The sequence below is a fragment of the Geovibrio sp. ADMFC3 genome, assembly GCF_054687035.1.
This window is the reverse complement of sequence record NZ_BAAFZG010000002.1, coordinates 2,324,790-2,342,322: the sequence shown is the minus strand read 5'-3', so window position 1 is coordinate 2,342,322 and position 17,533 is coordinate 2,324,790. Positions and strand designations below refer to the sequence as shown.

Annotated in this window: 15 protein-coding genes; all 15 read left to right on the top strand. The window is 46.6% G+C overall.

Translation table 11 applies throughout. The annotated features are described in order from the left end of the window. Complete coding sequence (locus tag ACYRYY_RS11480; RefSeq protein ID WP_460215748.1) at nt 1-312, top strand: hypothetical protein; 312 nt, start codon at nt 1-3, stop codon at nt 310-312. After that, entirely contained in the window at nt 302-1,981 is a 1,680-nt protein-coding gene (locus ACYRYY_RS11475; protein ID WP_460215747.1) for a peptidoglycan D,D-transpeptidase FtsI family protein, read from the top strand. Before ACYRYY_RS11480 ends, ACYRYY_RS11475 begins: the two co-directional genes overlap by 11 nt. Then, entirely contained in the window at nt 1,962-3,407 is a 1,446-nt protein-coding gene (locus ACYRYY_RS11470; RefSeq protein WP_460215746.1) for a UDP-N-acetylmuramoyl-L-alanyl-D-glutamate--2,6-diaminopimelate ligase, read from the top strand. Before ACYRYY_RS11475 ends, ACYRYY_RS11470 begins: the two co-directional genes overlap by 20 nt. Nucleotides 3,408-3,435: 28 nt before the next feature. Next, nucleotides 3,436-4,791: a UDP-N-acetylmuramoyl-tripeptide--D-alanyl-D-alanine ligase gene (locus ACYRYY_RS11465; protein WP_460215745.1), complete on the top strand. Its 1,356-nt coding sequence runs from the start codon at nt 3,436-3,438 to the stop codon at nt 4,789-4,791. Next, on the top strand, nt 4,781-5,866 hold the full coding sequence (mraY, locus tag ACYRYY_RS11460; protein WP_460215744.1) for a phospho-N-acetylmuramoyl-pentapeptide-transferase: 1,086 nt from the start codon (nt 4,781-4,783) through the stop codon (nt 5,864-5,866). The genes ACYRYY_RS11465 and mraY overlap by 11 nt, the downstream gene beginning before the upstream one ends. Nucleotides 5,867-5,873: 7 nt before the next feature. Next, nucleotides 5,874-7,133 carry a UDP-N-acetylmuramoyl-L-alanine--D-glutamate ligase gene (gene murD / locus ACYRYY_RS11455; RefSeq protein WP_460215743.1) on the top strand — a complete coding sequence of 420 codons (1,260 nt, stop codon included), beginning with the start codon at nt 5,874-5,876 and terminating at the stop codon, nt 7,131-7,133. Between the two features lies 1 nt (nt 7,134). Then, the gene (gene ftsW / locus ACYRYY_RS11450; RefSeq protein ID WP_460215742.1) at nt 7,135-8,220 is read left to right on the top strand and encodes a putative lipid II flippase FtsW; all 1,086 of its coding nucleotides are present in this window, start codon (nt 7,135-7,137) and stop codon (nt 8,218-8,220) included. Further along, entirely contained in the window at nt 8,217-9,272 is a 1,056-nt protein-coding gene (murG, locus tag ACYRYY_RS11445; RefSeq protein WP_460215741.1) for an undecaprenyldiphospho-muramoylpentapeptide beta-N-acetylglucosaminyltransferase, read from the top strand. The genes ftsW and murG overlap by 4 nt, the downstream gene beginning before the upstream one ends. Beyond that, entirely contained in the window at nt 9,265-10,659 is a 1,395-nt protein-coding gene (murC, locus tag ACYRYY_RS11440) for a UDP-N-acetylmuramate--L-alanine ligase (RefSeq protein WP_460215740.1), read from the top strand. Before murG ends, murC begins: the two co-directional genes overlap by 8 nt. Then, a complete protein-coding gene (locus ACYRYY_RS11435) occupies nt 10,649-11,536 on the top strand; it encodes a D-alanine--D-alanine ligase (protein WP_460215739.1) in 888 nt (295 codons plus the stop codon). The genes murC and ACYRYY_RS11435 overlap by 11 nt, the downstream gene beginning before the upstream one ends. 2 nt (nt 11,537-11,538) lie before the next feature. Next, nucleotides 11,539-12,228 (top strand): cell division protein FtsQ/DivIB, encoded by a 690-nt coding sequence (locus ACYRYY_RS11430; protein ID WP_460215738.1) that lies wholly within the window; start codon nt 11,539-11,541, stop codon nt 12,226-12,228. Then, nucleotides 12,215-13,450: a cell division protein FtsA gene (gene ftsA, locus ACYRYY_RS11425; protein ID WP_460215737.1), complete on the top strand. Its 1,236-nt coding sequence runs from the start codon at nt 12,215-12,217 to the stop codon at nt 13,448-13,450. The genes ACYRYY_RS11430 and ftsA overlap by 14 nt, the downstream gene beginning before the upstream one ends. Nucleotides 13,451-13,468: 18 nt before the next feature. Further along, complete coding sequence (ftsZ, locus tag ACYRYY_RS11420; RefSeq protein WP_460215736.1) at nt 13,469-14,605, top strand: cell division protein FtsZ; 1,137 nt, start codon at nt 13,469-13,471, stop codon at nt 14,603-14,605. 17 nt (nt 14,606-14,622) lie between these two features. Beyond that, nucleotides 14,623-15,675 carry a glycosyltransferase gene (locus tag ACYRYY_RS11415; protein ID WP_460215735.1) on the top strand — a complete coding sequence of 351 codons (1,053 nt, stop codon included), beginning with the start codon at nt 14,623-14,625 and terminating at the stop codon, nt 15,673-15,675. 205 nt (nt 15,676-15,880) lie between these two features. Next, nucleotides 15,881-17,518: a bacteriohemerythrin gene (locus ACYRYY_RS11410; RefSeq protein WP_460215734.1), complete on the top strand. Its 1,638-nt coding sequence runs from the start codon at nt 15,881-15,883 to the stop codon at nt 17,516-17,518. The last annotated feature ends 15 nt before the right edge of the window (nt 17,519-17,533 follow it).

Genomic DNA, 17,533 nt, shown 5'->3' with positions numbered 1-17,533 from the left:
ATGAGAGCGAAAACTATTTACTGGGACAAAGCATACGAATCAAACGGCGAAAACACCCTCAGTACCGGAAAGGTTCTTTTGTGGGCTTTGCTCATTATCTCGGTTTTCCTCGTAGTCTATGTCAGACACCTCTGCGTGCGTGAAGGCTACGCCATAAGCAGACTGGCGGCAGACCTGAACGAAATGGAAATCCAGTATCAGCTCATGCAGGAGAAACAGTCAGAAATGCGTGACACCGCAAGCCTCTATAAAATGGGGGAAGATCTCGGACTGGTTCTGCCGGACATGAACAGGACATTTAATGTTCAGTGAAAAAAGCAGGATAAGATTCTTCATTTATCTTTCTATTGTTCTCGGGGTGATAATCTCGGGGCGTCTTTTTTTCCTTCAGGTTGTTAAAGGCGACTTTTTTGCCGAGATAGCAGGCTCTCAGGCTGAAAGCGAATATGCAGCGTATAAAGGAAGAGGCATAATTTACGACCGAAACGGCAAACCCCTTGCGGTAAATAAAAAAGTTGCCTCTTTGTATGTCTTCGCTTCCAACCTCAAAGACAGACGAAACTTTATCACCAGACTGAACAAAGCAGGAATCAAAATCTCCAAAACCACAAGGGCAAGAATCCTTAAGAATGAAGGCTTCGTCTGGGTGGAAAGAAATGTGAACATAGCTTCGGCAAGAAGAATAAAAGAGCTTGTGCCGGAGATTGAATATACCCTCAATGAAAACAGATTCTACCCTGAGCGTCATCTCGCCGCCTCAATAATAGGCTTCACAGGGGTTGATAATCAGGGACTCTGGGGACTTGAAAACAGATATGACAATGTACTCAAGGGCGAAAAAATAAAACTTGTAACACTTAAGGACAACAAAGGAAACCTGATCCTCTTTGAGGACAACAAAGCGAAAACCCACGCAGAAAGCGCACTGTATGTAACTATAGATACTTATCTTCAGGGGACAGCGGAATACCTCCTCCGCAAAGGGGTGGAAGAGTTCAAGGCAGACAGAGGAATAGCAGTCGGCATTGATGTTAAAACCGGAGATATAATCTTCGCCGCTTCAAGTGATAACTATGACCCGAACAACTACAGCAGATACAGTGATAAAACATGGAAGAACGACGTTGCAACCTTCCTTTTTGAGCCCGGTTCAATATATAAGCCTGTTGCCTTCTCCTACCTTCTGGATAGGCACAAGCTGGATCTTACCAAGCAGGTTAACTGCGAAAACGGTCACTTCCGTCTATATGGACATACCATAAAAGATGTCAAACCTATAGGGGTGGTCACTGCTAACGAGGTTCTTATCAAATCCAGCAACATAGGAATGATAAAGCTAACAGACAAGGTTGACAGAAAAGATTTTTACGAATATATGCGGACCGCGGGTTTCGGTCAGAAAACCGGAATAACCGGAATAAGTGAAGAGGACGGACTCCTGCGAGGCTACAAACAATGGTCCGGACTATCAAGACCATCCCTTTCCATAGGACAGGAAATACTGGTGACACCTCTTCAGATGGCAAGATTTTACGCCGCCGTGGCTAACGGCGGTTTTCTCGTTACCCCTTCCATAGTTGAGAAGGTGGAAAAAAACGGGCGCAGCGAGGCGCCTGAATCACAAAAAACACCCATCATGTCCGAATCCACAGCCAAAACCATGCAGGCTCTCCTTGCCGAAGTGGTAAAGGAAGGAACAGGACAGAAGGCTAAATCCTCATTTGTGGAGATAGCAGGCAAAACAGGTACGGGGCAGAAGTTTGATAAAGCCTCAGGATCGTACAGCAGCAGGGAATATACGGCGAGCTTTGCCGGTTTTTACCCTGCACAGAATCCGGGAGTTGCGATGGTTGTCGTTTATGACAGCCCGAAGCTCAGCATCTACGGCGGTTCAACAGCCGCAGTTACATTCAAAAGAATGGCAGAGCTTACTTCGCTTTATCTCGGCTTACAGAGGAAAGATGTCGATGAAAGCATTTAATCTGTTTGACGGAATATCAATAACCGGTTTTGACGTGAATGTAGATTTTGAGACCGATGTCAGGGCTGTGTGCTTCGACAGCAGAGATATACAGGAAGGCTGTGTGTTTTTTGCCTATGCAGGCTCAACTTTCGACTCCCACAGCGTAGCCGAAGCGGTTTACTCAACCGGGAAGGTTCTGTTCATAGCCGCTGAAAAAAAGCTGGAGAACATCCCCACTGTCATAGTGGAGGACGGACGCAAGGCACTGGCTCTTGCTTGCAGGAACTTTTTCGGCAGACCGGATGAAAAGATGGAAAAAGTCGGTGTAACAGGTACAAACGGCAAAACCACTGTTACATATCTTCTTGAGTCCATAATGACCGCCGCAGGAAAAAAGCCCTTAAGAATGGGAACAACCGGACACAGATATGCAGGGAAAGATGTTCCGTCTAATGTGACCACTCCATCATCATATGATTACTACAAGGTTCTTGCGGATGCCGTTGCTGACGGGTGTGACGCCCTCGCAGTTGAGGTCTCATCCCATGCGCTTGATCAGGAGAGGCTGTACGGAACAAAGTTTGATGTCGCCCTGTTCACAAACCTTTCAGGGGATCATCTGGACTATCATCACACCATGGAAGAATATTTCACCGCCAAACGCAGGCTTTTTCAGGAAGACCATGCAAATATTGCAGTGGTAAACATGGACAATGACTACGGCGCAAGGCTTATAAAAGAAAAAAATATCGACACAATAAAGTTCGGAGTCAGCGAACGTGCGGAAATATCAGCAGAAGAGATCGCCTTCACCCTGAACGGCATAACTGCCAGAGTCCGTTATCCGGGCAACACTTTCAACATAAGCTCAACCCTTGTGGGTCTCCATAACCTTGAAAATATACTTGCTGCTGTGTCCGCCGCAATAGCGCTGGGCATAAACGATGACGCAATCGCAAAAGGAATAGAGAATCTCAAAAACGTGCCCGGAAGGCTCGAAAAGTTTGAAGTAAACGGAGCATTTGTATTCGTGGATTACGCACATACGGACGATGCCCTTGTGAATGTTCTTGAAGCGCTCACTCCTTTTAAAAAGACTAAAATAACAACAATTTTCGGCTGCGGAGGGGATCGTGACAGAACAAAAAGACCCCGCATGGCAAAAGCTGCCGAAAACTACTCTGACATAATAATAGTAACAAGCGACAACCCCAGAACAGAAAACCCCCAGCAGATTATAGAAGATATTCTCAAAGGGTTTGAAAATGCAGAAAAAGTCGTTATCTGTCCCGACAGAGGAGAGGCGATCAAAACCGCTTTGGAAGGAGCCCAGCCTAACGACATAATCCTCATAGCCGGAAAAGGTCATGAGGACTACATGGTTATCGGAAAAGAGAAGATTCATTTTGATGACAGGGAAGAAGTCAGAAAATTCCTTAAATAAGAATTAGGACATACCCGGAGGGAAATGGATGAAGCTGAAAGAGATCGTAAACGCCCTCGGCGGCGTAATCAAGGCGGATACACCGAATGATCTGCCTGTGAAAAAACTTGTTATCGACAGCAGAAAGGTCGAGGAAGGCGATATATTCACGGCTCTTTCCGGTGAAAACACCGACGGGAACCTCTATGCACAGAATGCTCTGGACGCAGGAGCTTCACTGGCAATAGTGGAAGATAAAGAAATATACGAAAAGCTTACGGGGAATAAGGTGCTTGTCCGTGACGGTTTAAGCGCAATAAAGTCCCTTGGGGCATACAAACTTAAAAACTACAAAGGCACTAAGATAGCCATAACCGGCAGCATGGGCAAAACCAGCACGAAGGAGCTGATAAGCTCTGTTCTGCGGACAAGGAAAAAGGTTTACACCGCTTACGGCAACTATAACAACGAACTGGGCGTGGCTATCTGTGCCGCTAACCTGAATATGAGAACAAGCTGTGCGGTATTTGAGTTCGGCACAAATTCGCCGGGCGAGATAGAGCAGCTTTCGCTTTATATAAAACCCCATATAGCCGTGCTTACGGGCATAGGACACGCTCACATAGGCAGAATGGGGAGCATGGAAAAACTGGCAGAGGAAAAACTCTCCATAATAAAAGGCATGAACGGCGGAACCCTCTGGGTGAATGAATCATGCCGCATGTATCTGGATGAGAAGATACTGGGCGCTGTGGATGTGAAATACTTCGGCACAGGCATGAACGCTGATGTGATAATGGCTGACGCCGGACGCAACAACAGGGAACAGTTTTACTTCACCGCTGTTTACAAGGGAATACCCTACTGCTTCATGCTGAATCACCCCTATGACCATTTCATTGCCAACTCGCTGGCTGCAATAGGCATAGGTTTTGAGATGGAGCTGGACTATCAGGATGTAATGACAGGAATCCTCGCATTCAAACCCGTAACAGGCAGGGGTGCTATGGTGAATGTCGGCAAAATCAAAGTAATAGATGACACCTATAACGCAGGGTTTGAGTCCATAATGAGCGCAGTTAAGAACCTCGCTGAAATAGGTGCAGCGAAGAAATACGCCATAATAGGCGAAATGGGCGAGATAGAAGGCTTCGAGGAGATGCTTTACCTCAAGCTTTATAAACTTGCAAAGAGTACAGAGAACATAAACTTCATATTCGTGGGGCAGAACTACTGCAAATTTGCAGAAACTGCAAACATAACCATAGCCCCCACAAAGGAAAAAGCGAACGAAACCGTTGCCCTCATAGAAGAGGGTCTGGTTCTGATAAAAGCCTCCAGAGCAAGGAAGTTTGAAGACTTCATCAGCTTTATGGAACAGGAGAGAAAAAAACGTGCTGTATAATCTGCTCGTCCCCTTTTCAGATGTATGGGGAATATTAAACGTTTTCCGCTACATCACATTCCGCACGGCGTATGCGACCCTTACGGCTCTGGTCATTACGCTCCTTATAGCTCCGTTCATAATCAGGAAGCTGAAGGAGATGGCATTCTCCATGAAGTCAAAGGGGTTCGAGCCCGCCACCCATAAGGTAAAGGAAGGAACACCCACAATGGGCGGCATAATGATAGTTATAGCAGGCACGGTGTCCACCCTTCTCTGGGCGGATCTCACCAACCCGTATGTATGGATAACAATCTTCACTTTTGTTTCATACGGAATAATAGGGTTTGTGGATGATTACATAAAAACAGTGAAAAAGAACCCCAAAGGGCTTAAAGCAAAGGCAAAGTTCTTCGGGCAGGTAATAACAGGAATAATAGCCATTGCGCTTATCATATATGTGGATAAAGGGAAAACGGCAACGGTAGTCGCCCTCCCCTTTCTTAAAACCGCAGTTATAGATCTTTCTATCTTCTATTTCGTGTTCGCTCTTTTTGTAATAGTGGGCACGTCAAATGCGGTGAACATAACAGACGGGCTGGACGGACTCGCCATAGCTCCTTCGGTAATATCATTCGGCACACTGTGCTTTTTTGTTTACTTCACGGGACACAGTGAGTTTGCGCATTATCTGAACATTCTGTATGTCAAGGGTTCGGGAGAGCTTGCGGTATTCTGCGGTGCGATGGTCGGCGCAGGTCTGGGCTTTCTCTGGTACAACGCCTTCCCCGCAAGCGTATTCATGGGGGATGTGGGAAGCCTCTCCATAGGCGGAGCAATGGGCATAGTGTCCGTTATCTCCAAGCATGAAGTTGTCCTTGCCATAGTGGGCGGCGTGTTTGTCATCGAAACGGTAAGCGTTATCCTTCAGGTGGGCTTCTACAAGGCAACCCACGGAAAAAGACTTTTCAGAATGGCTCCCATACACCACCACTTTGAGCTGAAGGGATGGAGCGAAACAAAGATTACCGTGCGGTTCTGGATTATTTCCTTTGTGCTGGCGCTTATTGCGCTCAGTACGCTGAAGCTGAGGTAACAAGACTATGAAAGCGGCTGTTTTAGGCTACGGCAAAAGCGGCAAAGCAGCGGAGACCCTTCTCCGTCATGCGGGTGCCGTTCAGGTTGACATTTATGAAGATAAGAACAACGCCTACCCATCCATATCCGAGTTTAAAAACGGATACGACAGGGTGGCGGTGAGCCCCGGAATTGACATAATTAAGCGTGGGCTGAAAATAGATAACCTTACCAGTGAAATAGAGCTTGCCTATGAGGCTCTCGCAGGAAAAGGAAAAATAATGGTGATGACAGGTACAAACGGAAAATCCACCGTAACCTATCTCACAGCGCAGATACTTGAGAACGCAGGAATAAAAGCAGTTGCATGCGGAAACATTGGCGTTCCGTTCGGCGAAGTGGTGCTGAAAGGCGGCTATGATGTGTTTGTTCTGGAGCTTTCCAGCTTTCAGATAGAACTTCTCCGCAACTTTAAGGCTGATATGGCGGCTATAACCAACCTCGCTCCTGACCATCTGGACAGGTATCCGACTTACGATGCCTACATAAAAGCAAAAATGGACGTGCTTAAGTTCGTCAGAGAGGACGGTTTCGCCGTTCTGCCGGATGAGCAAGAACTTTTAAGACACGCTGAATACTATAAAGGCAGAAGAGTGATAATAAACGAGGCCCTGAACGGACTGCCAAAACTGTCCGGAAAGGTTATGGATTTCGGAAACTACAGCCTTGATACGGCAAAGTTTCCTCTTTTCGGGACACATAACCTGCTTAACCTTGCATTCTCCCTTGTGTCTGCAGACAGCATCCTGAATTTTGCAGGAGATATTACTCCGCAGATAGCTGAATTAAAAGGTCTGCCCCACAGGTGCGAATATTCCGGCACAGTGAACGGAATAAGCTTTATAAACGACTCCAAGGCGACAAATGTTTACTCCACCCTCGCCTGCCTCAAGGGAGCAAAAGCAGGGAACGTAATCATTCTGGGCGGAAGGGATAAAAACGGAGACTTCGGTCTGCTGGCTGATGAGCTTAACCGTGCAGCAAGCACTGTGATAGCCTACGGCGAAGCGGCAAGAATAATAAAAGAAAAGCTCAAAGGGCTTTTAACCTGCGATTTCATCACCTCATCCACAATGAAGGAGGCTGTTAAAACAGGACTCAACGTTGCTCACAAAGGGGGCAATGTAATACTTACTCCGGCATGCTCAAGCTACGACAGCTTCAACAACTTTGAAGAACGCGGCGAAAGATTCATGCAGATAGTAAAGGAACTCGGCGGAAAATAAAGTGTTTGAGATAAAAGACGACAGGCTGCAAATTCTGATACTCGCTTCCATCCTCATGACCACGGGGCTGATATTCGTATTCTCTGCAGGGTCAATTCAGGCTCTGAGGCTTGATAAGGGCGAGCTTTACTTCTTCAACAAGCAGCTTCTCGCAGTGTTTATAGGGCTGGGACTTATGTACGGTGCGTACAGCATTCCCCTGAAATCATGGAGAAAGTTTGTCCCGGCTCTGTATTTTGTGACACTGGCGCTTCTTATAGTAGTGTTCTTTTTCCCTAAGCTGAACGGCTCACACAGGTGGATTCTTCTGCCCGGATTCAGCCTTCAGCCTTCGGAGCTGGCTAAGTTCACCTGCATACTTTACCTTGCCCACTACCTTGACAAGAAGGAAGGCAGGCTAAATGACTTTACCAAGGGTTTCCTCCCCGCTTCCATAATGCTGGGGATAATAGGCGCACTTATATTAAGCGAACCGGATTACGGAACAACACTGCTTATAATATGCGTGTCGTTCACGCTGTTTCTGATAGGCGGTGCGCACATGCGCCACATTCTCGGCGTCATAGGGTTCATCGCTCCTATTATAACCGCAGGGCTTCTCATGGGTTACAGAAGGGGCAGAATAATGAGCTTCCTTGACCCCTGGGAAGATCGCTACGGAACAGGCTATCAGCTTGTGCAGTCTCTCACTGCCGTTGGTAGCGGAGGCTTCTTCGGTAAGGGAATAGGCAACTCATCACAGAAGCTTTACTTCCTCCCCGAAGCACACACAGACTTCATATACGCCATCATTGCCGAGGAAACCGGACTGATAGGCTCACTTGCCATACTGGTGATAGTGACTGCGTTCTTTATAATTTGCGTTAAGGTGGCTCTGAAACATAAAGAGCTTTTTTATAAACTGCTTACATTCGGTATAGCTTTCAGTCTGTTCATTCAGGCACTGCTGCACATATCCGTTGTTACCGGACTCCTCCCAACTAAGGGAATAGGTCTTCCCCTTGTGAGCTACGGAGGTTCAAACATGATGAGTTCTCTTTTCATGGTCGGTGTTCTCCTGCGGAGCGCAGAAGAGGCAGGTTCATGAAAACAAGGGAACAGTCTCACGCCTTGCAGAAAAGGCTTGTGATAGCGGGCGGCGGAACAGGCGGTCATCTTTATCCGGGCATAGCAGTTGCAGATTATCTTAAGGATAAGGGTGTTGAAGTATTTTTCATGGTCTCTGACAGAGGGATCGAGCGAAAGATACTCTCAACTAAAGGATATAAGTTTTACGAGCAGCCGCAGACACCTCTTAAGGGAATCGGCATAGGCGGAAGAATCCGTTCTATTGTCCTCCTTTTTAGAGAGATCTTCGGGATGCTTAAAAAGATAAAGAAGAGCGATACGGTGCTTCTCACAGGCGGTTTTGCCGCTGGAGCGCCGGCTATAGCCGCTGTACTGAAAGGCGCAAGGCTGTATCTCCATGAGCAGAACAGCGTAATGGGGCTTACTAACAGGATTTTTGCAGTTTTCTGCAGGCAGGTGTTCCTTTCATTTGAAGGCACTTTGAAGGCAAAGGGTAAAACAGTTCATTCGGGTAATCCTGTAAGAGCAGATTTTGCCTCATTCAAGCCCAAAAGCGTGAACACCAAGCGTATCCTCGTCCTCGGCGGCAGTCAGGGAAGCAGGTTTTTAAACAGGCTCATGGCAAAATCCGCAAAAGGCCTCACCGAAGCAGGATGGAGTATTGTCCATCAGGCAGGTGCGAAGCTATATGAAGAAGCCCTTGAGGACTACGGCACTGAAGCAGCACAGGCAGATGTGCGCAGCTACATAGAAAACGTTGCGGAGGAATACGAAAAGGCTGATCTTGTGATAGCCCGCTCAGGCTCCGGCACGGTTTTTGAAACCATGTATGCAAGGCGCCCTGCGGTCTTTGTTCCGTTCGCACAGGCTGCGGATGAACATCAGCTCTACAACGCTCTTTTTGCCGAAAAACTCGGCATAGCAAAGGTAATGACCGAAAGCGGAGCGACACCTGCAAGGCTCATGGAGCTTGCGGAATGGTCGCAGAAACCGGAAGTCGCAGAAAAGCTGGCAGGTATAAAGTACCTGAACAGCCCTGAAATAATTATAAGAGGTATGGAACTTGACTGAAGTATTCGGGAAAGTACGGAATATACATTTTGTAGGTATAGGCGGAATCGGCATGAGTGGTCTTGCCGAAATCCTTCACTCCATGGGATTTAAGATAACAGGTTCGGACATTGCCGACAGTGCAAACTGTAAACGCCTGCGGGCAATGGGCATCGGAGTCTTCATAGGGCATGAGGCTGAAAACGCAAAAGGTGCAGACGCAGTTGTCTTCTCTTCGGCAGTGAGATGCACCAACCCCGAACTGGTTTATGCCAGAGAGAATTTTATACCCGTAATCAAAAGGGGCGAAATGCTCGCAGAACTCATGAGGATGAAATACTCCATTGCGGTTGCGGGCAGCCACGGAAAAACCACTACAACATCGATGATAGCGGAGATCTTCAACAAGGCGGAGCTTGACCCCACTGTTGTTGTGGGCGGAATCCTCAACAGAAGAGACTCAAACGCTCTCAAAGGAAACAGTAATATAATGATCGCCGAAGCTGACGAATCGGACAAAAGCTTCCTCATGCTTCAGCCCACAGCGGCGGTGATCACTAATATAGATTTTGAACACACTGACACTTACGCAACAATGGACGAGGTTAAGGACTGCTTCCGTGACTTCGCCTCCCGTGTGCCGTTTTACGGGCTCAATGTACTCTGTATAGATGATGCCAACACAGCGGAGCTGATCAAACGCATAGACCGGAGGTTTGTAACATACGGACTCTCCGCACAGGCGGACATTCACAGCGCCGACATTGAAAAACATGGTTTTTCAGTATCATTCGGCGTGGTCATAAACGGCAAGCCTCAGGGACGTATTAACCTTAACTTCCCAGGCGATCACAACGTACAGAACGCTCTGGCGGCAATAGCCGTTGCCACGGAGTTTGATATACCCTTCCGTGTGTGTAAGAAAGCCCTTGAGGAGTTTGAAGGAGTGCAGAGAAGACTTACTGTCCGCTATGACAGTGAATGCTGCACTGTACTTGACGACTACGGACATCACCCCACAGAAATAAAAACCACTCTGAAAGCCATCAGAGAGGCATACGGAAGCAGGAAGATAGTGGTTGTGTTTCAGCCGCACAGATATTCCAGAACACAGACACTTATGAATGAGTTTTCCACATGTTTTTTTGATGCGGACAGGCTGTTCATCACAGACATATACGCCGCCAGCGAAGAACCCATAGAGGGGGTCACAGCGCAGGCGCTTGTTAAAGAGATTAAGGAAAGAGGCTTTAAGGACGTGCATTACATCCCCTCATTTGATGATCTCTATAAATACCTTGATGAGTCCGGCTGCGACAACAGCCTTATACTCACACAGGGTGCGGGAAGCGTGACCAGATTTTCCGGCGAGCTTGCCGCATGGCTGGAGAAAAAACATGAAAAATAAGAAAATAGCCGTCCTCTACGGCGGACTGTCAGCAGAAAGAGAAGTTTCTTTAAGAAGCGGCGCAGCAGCGGCAAAGGCATTGCAGGAAGCAGGTTTCACCGATGTGACTCTTGTTGATGCAGGGCATGACCTTCCAGCCCGTCTCCTTGAGCTTAAACCTGATGTGTGCTTCAACAGTCTTCACGGAACATTCGGCGAGGACGGACGTATACAGGGAATGCTTGAACTTATGGATATACCTTGTACAGGGTCGGACAGCCAGTCAAGCACAATCGCCTTTGATAAGCTTTTAAGCAAGGTGATATTCGCCCTGAACAATGTTCCCACGCCGGACTACATACAGCTTAAAAGAGAAAGCAAAGCACCCTTTATGCCCTGTGTTATAAAGCCTTGCAGGCAAGGTTCAACCATAGGCATTACCATTGCTGGAACAGAGGAAGAGTTTGAAAAAGGGAAAAAAGAAGCATTCATCTACGATGAAAGGGTCATAGCTGAACAGTACATAAACGGAAAAGAGCTTACAATAGGCATATTGTCTTCTAAAGTATTGCCGATAATATGGATAAGACCGAAATCGGGCTTTTATGACTATCAGTCCAAATACACAAAGGGAGCCACCGAGTATGTATTTGAGACCGGACTCACTGAAGATGAGGAAAAGCTCATAAAAGACAAAGCTTTACATGCGTTTGAAAGTTTGGGGTGCGCCTCTTACGGAAGGGTTGACATAATGTACGACGGCAAAACCCCTTGGGTTCTGGAGATTAACACCCTCCCCGGACTGACAGAAACAAGCCTTCTTCCGCAGGCAGCGGCAAAAGAGGGAATAAGCTTTCCCGAACTTGTAACGGCAATGATAGGCGATGCGCTGAGGTAGCTATGAAAAAGAAAGGTTTTTTCAAAGTCACACTTGTTCTGACAGTTTTCGCATTACTCACAGGCGGAGTCGTCTGGGCTGCGGCCGGCATAGTGAAAATGACAGGAAGCAGCAAATACTTCCTTGTGAAAACCGTTAATGTTCAGGGTGTAATCCGCACTGACCGTGCCAAGGTGGACGCCTTTGCCAGAAGCCTCGCCGGAAAAAACATGTTTGACCTTGATGAAAACAGGCTCCACCGGATTGATGACATTTGGGTGGAAAAGGTTGAAATAAAAAAAATCTTTCCCGACACGCTTAAGGTCACAATCTTTGAGGAGAGACCCATAGCCGCAGTAAGGATGGGAAAGGAATGTTATATAGCCGCCGCAAGCGGAACTCTTGTGCCTGATAAATGCACAGGAGGGGAAACAGTAATGTACAGGGGAACAGATAAAGAGCAGCTTGTCAGTTTCCTGAAAATATACGACAAAACACCCGAAATGCACGGCAGCCGTGCCCTGCTGAAGCCAATGCATTTTGAGCTTGTGGTTGACGGTGTTCTTTACAAATGCGGATATGACGAAAGCGTCACCGATATGTTCAGGATATACAACAGCAGGATAAGCGGCAAATACGCAAGGGTGGATTACGTTGACATGAGGCTGCGTGGAAAAATATACGTGAATGGGGTGAAAAATGTCTCAGGATAATAATATTTATGTCGGGCTTGACCTAGGGACGACAAAAGTCTGCATGGTTGTCGCCAGAAAAAACGCTGACAGAAGTATAGACATTCTGGGCATAGGAAGCGTTCCTTCAAAAGGCGTCCGCAAAGGTGTTGTTGTCAATATAGAAGAAACCGTAGCCTGCATCCAGAAAGCAAAGGAAGAAGCAGAAAGGATGTCCGGCGTGGAAATAAAAAGCGTCACAGCAGGACTTGCCAGCGGACATATAAAAAGCTTCAACACCAGAGGAACTATAGCAGTCAAAAACAAGGAAGTAACCCAGCAGGATATAGACAGGGTTATAGAATCCGCCTCTGCGTACAATATGCAGCTCGGTGAGGAGATACTCGATGTTATACCTCAGCAGTACATACTTGACGGACAGACAGAGATAAAATATCCCGTGGGGATGAGCGGTGTCCGCCTTGAGGTGGATGTCCACATAGTCACAGGGCAGGTTTCTTCAGCAACAAATATCGTAAAATGCTGCGAAAAAGCAGGCATTACGGTTGATGATATAATACTTGAGCAGTTCGCCTCCGCAAAGGCTGTACTCAGCGAAGATGAAACAGAGATAGGCGTATGCCTCATCGACGGCGGCGGCGGAACATGCGATATGGCTGTCTATAAACAGGGTGCGGTTTACCATACTGCTATTCTTCAGATAGGCGGCAACCACTTTACAAAAGACCTCTCCATAGGTTTAAGCACGCCTGAATCAGAAGCTGAAAGGCTTAAGATCAAACACGGCTGCGTGTGGATGCCACTTGTTTCTGATGATGAAACTGTAAACGTGACCACAGTTGGCGGAAGACCGCCGCGCAAGATAAGCAAACCTGTTCTCACACAGATTCTTCAGGCAAGGGGAGAGGAAGTCTTCCAGATGTTCAAAGGAGAGCTTCAGAAGCACAAACTCCTCGAACTCATGGGAGCAGGCATAGTGGTAACAGGAGGCCTGAGCAATTTCGAGGGCATCGAAGAACTTGCCACCAATGTATTTAACACACCCGTAAGGGTGGGAAGACCTATAAATATAGGCGGACTGACGGATCTGGTTTCAGATCCCAGATACGCCACTGCTGTCGGGCTTGCCATATACGCCACCAGAAAAGGAAAGGCAGGAGCAAAGCTCTCAAGAGGCAGCGAAGAGAAAGTCTTCGGAAGTATATTCCAGAGAATGAAAGGATGGTTAAAAGAGTTCTTTTAAACATATCAGGGGGTTTGTATGTTTGAATTTGTAGATGTGAAGCAGGGCGCCTGCATCAAAGTGATCGGCGTCGGCGGAGCGGGCGGAAACGCCATTAACAACATGATTGAACACGGTATCGAAGGCGTGGAATTTATCGCAGCAAACACAGACCAGCAGGCTCTGCGTAACAGTAAGGCTCCGAATAAAATCCAGCTCGGTACAACACTGACCAAAGGGCTCGGTGCAGGCGGAATACCCGAACAGGGCAAAAAAGCCGCAATTGAAGACATGGAAGCCATTGAAGCACAGCTTAAAGGCGCTGATCTGGTTTTCATTGCAGCAGGAATGGGCGGCGGAACAGGAACAGGCGCAGCACCTGTTATAGCAAGTGTTGCAAAGGAACTCGGAGCGCTTACAGTGGCTGTTGTTTCAAAACCCTTCACTTGGGAAGGCAAAAAGAGAAACAGCAACGCAGAACAGGGGCTTGAATTCCTGAAAAACCATGTGGATACTTACATTGTTGTTCCTAACGACAGAATCACCGCTGAATGCAAAGACAACACGCTCTTTGAAGATGCGTTCAGAATGGCTGACGATGTTCTCAGACAGGGTGTTCAGGGTATCAGTGACTCCATTAACGGAAGCGGATATATCAACGTGGACTTTGCTGATATACGCTCCATCATGGAATCAAAAGGCATGGCGCTCATGGGAATCGGCGAAGCGTCCGGAGAAAACAGAGATATAGAAGCTGCAGAACGTGCCCTTAAGTCTCCCCTTCTTGCGGACATCAGCATCCACGGTGCAGAAGGTCTGCTTGTTAATATCGCATGCGGCAAAGACCTTAAGATGCACGAGGTGCAGAACATCGCCACCAAGATACATGACAGCGCTGGTGACAACGCCAATATCTATGAAGGTGTGGTTATTGACCCCAACTTCAACGGCTCAATCAGAGTTACTGTTGTAGCCACAGGTCTCGGCAAAAAAGAAAAAAAGCAGGCTAAGAGCCCCGAACTCGAAAGCTTTCTGAATAAACAGCCCAAGCATGTCTCTACTTTTAAAGAGAAAGTGGCTAAAATTACCGAGAGAGATCACTCCCTTAAAACTGTGAGCGACGCCAAGGAAGAGGAATTTGATATTCCCGCGTATCTCAGGTATCAGCAGGATTAAGGGAAAAAGCAGATATAATGAAGGTTCTGAATGTTATTAATGTAAGGTGGTATAACGCTACCGCATGGTACGCCCACATGCTGTCGCTGGGGCTTGAGGCTCTGGGTCACAAAACAGCAGTAATGGGTCTTCCCGACACACCTCCGGTCATAAAGGCTAAAGAGGCGGGCATTCAGACCTTTGAAGCGGAACTGAACAGTCTGAACCCTCTGAATCTTCTTCAGTCGGCACTCAGATTTAAGAAAGCTGTCAGAGAATTTAAGCCGGACGTGGTAGTATGCCACAGAGGCGAGTTTTTTTTCTACTTCACCCATGTTCGTTTTTGGGAAAGACCGAAGTGGAAGCTGGTCAGGGTGAGGGGCGACCGCAGACCCCCCAAGGCGGATGCCCTCTCCCGCTGGCTGTATCACAATGCAGTGGATAAAGTTGTCACATCCTGCGAATCCATGCGCAGGTTTCATCTGGAAAAACTCAAGCTGCCTGAAAAAAAAGTTGTAACACTCTACGGCGGCGTTGACAGAGAATATTTCACACGCAATGAAGACGGCAGACAAAGAGTAAGGCGTGAATTCGGCTTTACAGATAATGACTTTGTTCTTGGCATCCTTGCCAGATATGACACGGTGAAAGGGCACGATTCTCTGTTTCGTGCCATTGAAGAATTAAGAAAAGAAGGAATGGATAACATCCGCCTTATTGTTGCCGGCGTTGACGCACGGATGGATGAGTCGGACATCAAAATAATGCTGGAAAACAGAGGGCTCAGAAATATCACTGCTGTTACAGGCATGAGAAATGACGTTGTTGATGTGATAAGCGCCATGGATCTCGGCGTTATCCCCTCTCTGGGTTCAGAAGCTGTGTGCCGTGTCGGTATGGAGATGATGTCCTGCGGAGTACCTGTAATCGGATCAGACATAGGAGTTATTCCCGAAATAATTCCCCCTTCAAACATATTCGCCGCAGGCGATGTTCAGGCAATTAAAAACCGTATAAAAGACTACAAAATGTACCATAAAAACTATGACTATCTTGACTTTGCGGAACAGTTTGCGTCTTTTTTCAATTGACAAAGATTATGAATAGGAATAACAATTAATAATATATATATAATCCCTATAGGATTAACTTCTTTTACAGTAATATATCAGGTATTTATATTGCTTTAAAGAAAACATAAAGCTATTTTTAATTTTCTTTTGCAAGAATGTAAGAAAAATCTGAACAGAATGGGGTTTATTCATTCAGCATGCAGATTATTCGGGGGTCTATCATATGCGCCTTTCTCTGAAACATATCATTTTTATCATTATTTCCGTAGTGCCCGGTATTACAGCAGGATTCATCGGTATTAAAAACTTCTTCTTTTTCAGGCAGATAATGCCTGGGGATAAGGCAAGTATCGAGGCGATACAGCTTGCTTCCACCGGTCTGACAATCTCAATCATATGTATTCTCACAGCTCTTATTCCGGCATTTTTAATACCTTATATGGCATTTAAAAGAGTTAGCTGCGGTGTAAAGGAATTTGGTCTCACTCTTAATGCCGCTCTCAGCGGTGATCTCACCAAAAGAGTTCCGGTGGACGAGTGCAGAGGGGAAATGAAGGAACTGGGCGGCGGACTGAATCAGCTTCTTGATAAGCTGGACAGAACAATAGCCGAGTTTTACCACGCTGCAAACAACATAAGAAGCCTTGCTGACAACCTTTCTTCAGTTAACTCTGAAGTTAACGGGCAGATCAATACAATAAACGATAACGTCAACAATGTGTCCAGCGCAGCCGAAGAGCTTACCTCAACCGGACAAAGTGTCCTTTCCACCTGCAAAACATCCTTTGAGCTTGTGGAGGACTGCAGCGAAAGAGTTAAAACTGGCATAAGCATAATTTCCAGCAACCGGAAAAGCATGGAAAATATATCCGGAAGCATATCGTCCATCTCTGCGGTGGTTGAAGAGTTCCTTAAGCAGTCAGAGGAGATTGAACACATAGTAGTATCAATCAAAGAGATTGCAGACCAGACAAACCTGCTCGCACTCAATGCCGCAATCGAAGCTGCAAGAGCGGGAGAACACGGCAGAGGTTTCGCCGTTGTGGCTGATGAGGTTCGTAAACTCGCAGGAAAAACAACAGACTCCACAGAACAGATAGGCGCTGTTATAAGAGAGCTTCAGTATAAAATCAACGATGTTTTCGGCAAGGTTAAGGAAGGGGTCGAAAATGTTGAAAAAGGTATTGAGTTTTCTGGTGAATCCGTAAGCTCCATCAACACTATAGCAGACAGCATTAACGAGCTTACAAGCCAGCTCAACGGCATAGTGAGAGCAATGGAAGAAGAAAATATTGCCCTCAGCGAAGTGTCCAACAGCACCATAGAAATATCCGACATGTCTTCAAATATTCTCCACATGGCAAACGAATCAGTAATAGCCGGCAACAACCTTCTGGACGTTACAAAAGGTCTGGCGGGAAGCGTATCCGGATTCACCACTACAAACGGAGATGAATTTATCAAATGGTCATCTGTTCTCGAAACAGGAGTAAACCAGTTTGATGAACAGCATAAGAAGCTCGTAAGCATAATCAACAACCTGTACAACGCAATAAGACAGGACACAGGCAAACAAATGCTTGAGAAAACGCTGAATGAGCTTGTTGAGTACACTGTTTACCACTTCGATTCAGAAGAGGAAGCCTTCAGGAAATACGGCTATAATCAAAGCCACAATCACATAAAATCACACGAAAAACTCAAAGCCGCCGTGGGACAGTTCCTTGACAACTATAAAAAAGGAAAAGAGGTTATCGGATTTAACCTCATGAGTTTCCTTCAGGACTGGCTTAAAAACCATATAATGCATGAAGATAAGGAATACGGGAAACATTTGGGTCCTAAGATGAATAGAAGATAAAATTTTATCCCCGTT

Bases quoted from the DNA above. Each gene is read 5' to 3' on its own strand.
- ACYRYY_RS11480 (WP_460215748.1), top strand. From the start codon at position 1: ATGAGAGCGAAAACTATTTACTGGGACAAAGCATACGAATCAAACGGC.
- ACYRYY_RS11475 (WP_460215747.1), top strand. From the start codon at position 302: ATGTTCAGTGAAAAAAGCAGGATAAGATTCTTCATTTATCTTTCTATT.
- ACYRYY_RS11470 (WP_460215746.1), top strand. From the start codon at position 1,962: ATGTCGATGAAAGCATTTAATCTGTTTGACGGAATATCAATAACCGGT.
- ACYRYY_RS11465 (WP_460215745.1), top strand. From the start codon at position 3,436: ATGAAGCTGAAAGAGATCGTAAACGCCCTCGGCGGCGTAATCAAGGCG.
- murD (WP_460215743.1), top strand. From the start codon at position 5,874: ATGAAAGCGGCTGTTTTAGGCTACGGCAAAAGCGGCAAAGCAGCGGAG.
- murG (WP_460215741.1), top strand. From the start codon at position 8,217: ATGAAAACAAGGGAACAGTCTCACGCCTTGCAGAAAAGGCTTGTGATA.
- ACYRYY_RS11435 (WP_460215739.1), top strand. From the start codon at position 10,649: ATGAAAAATAAGAAAATAGCCGTCCTCTACGGCGGACTGTCAGCAGAA.
- ACYRYY_RS11430 (WP_460215738.1), top strand. From the start codon at position 11,539: ATGAAAAAGAAAGGTTTTTTCAAAGTCACACTTGTTCTGACAGTTTTC.
- ftsA (WP_460215737.1), top strand. From the start codon at position 12,215: ATGTCTCAGGATAATAATATTTATGTCGGGCTTGACCTAGGGACGACA.
- ftsZ (WP_460215736.1), top strand. From the start codon at position 13,469: ATGTTTGAATTTGTAGATGTGAAGCAGGGCGCCTGCATCAAAGTGATC.
- ACYRYY_RS11415 (WP_460215735.1), top strand. From the start codon at position 14,623: ATGAAGGTTCTGAATGTTATTAATGTAAGGTGGTATAACGCTACCGCA.
- ACYRYY_RS11410 (WP_460215734.1), top strand. From the start codon at position 15,881: ATGCGCCTTTCTCTGAAACATATCATTTTTATCATTATTTCCGTAGTG.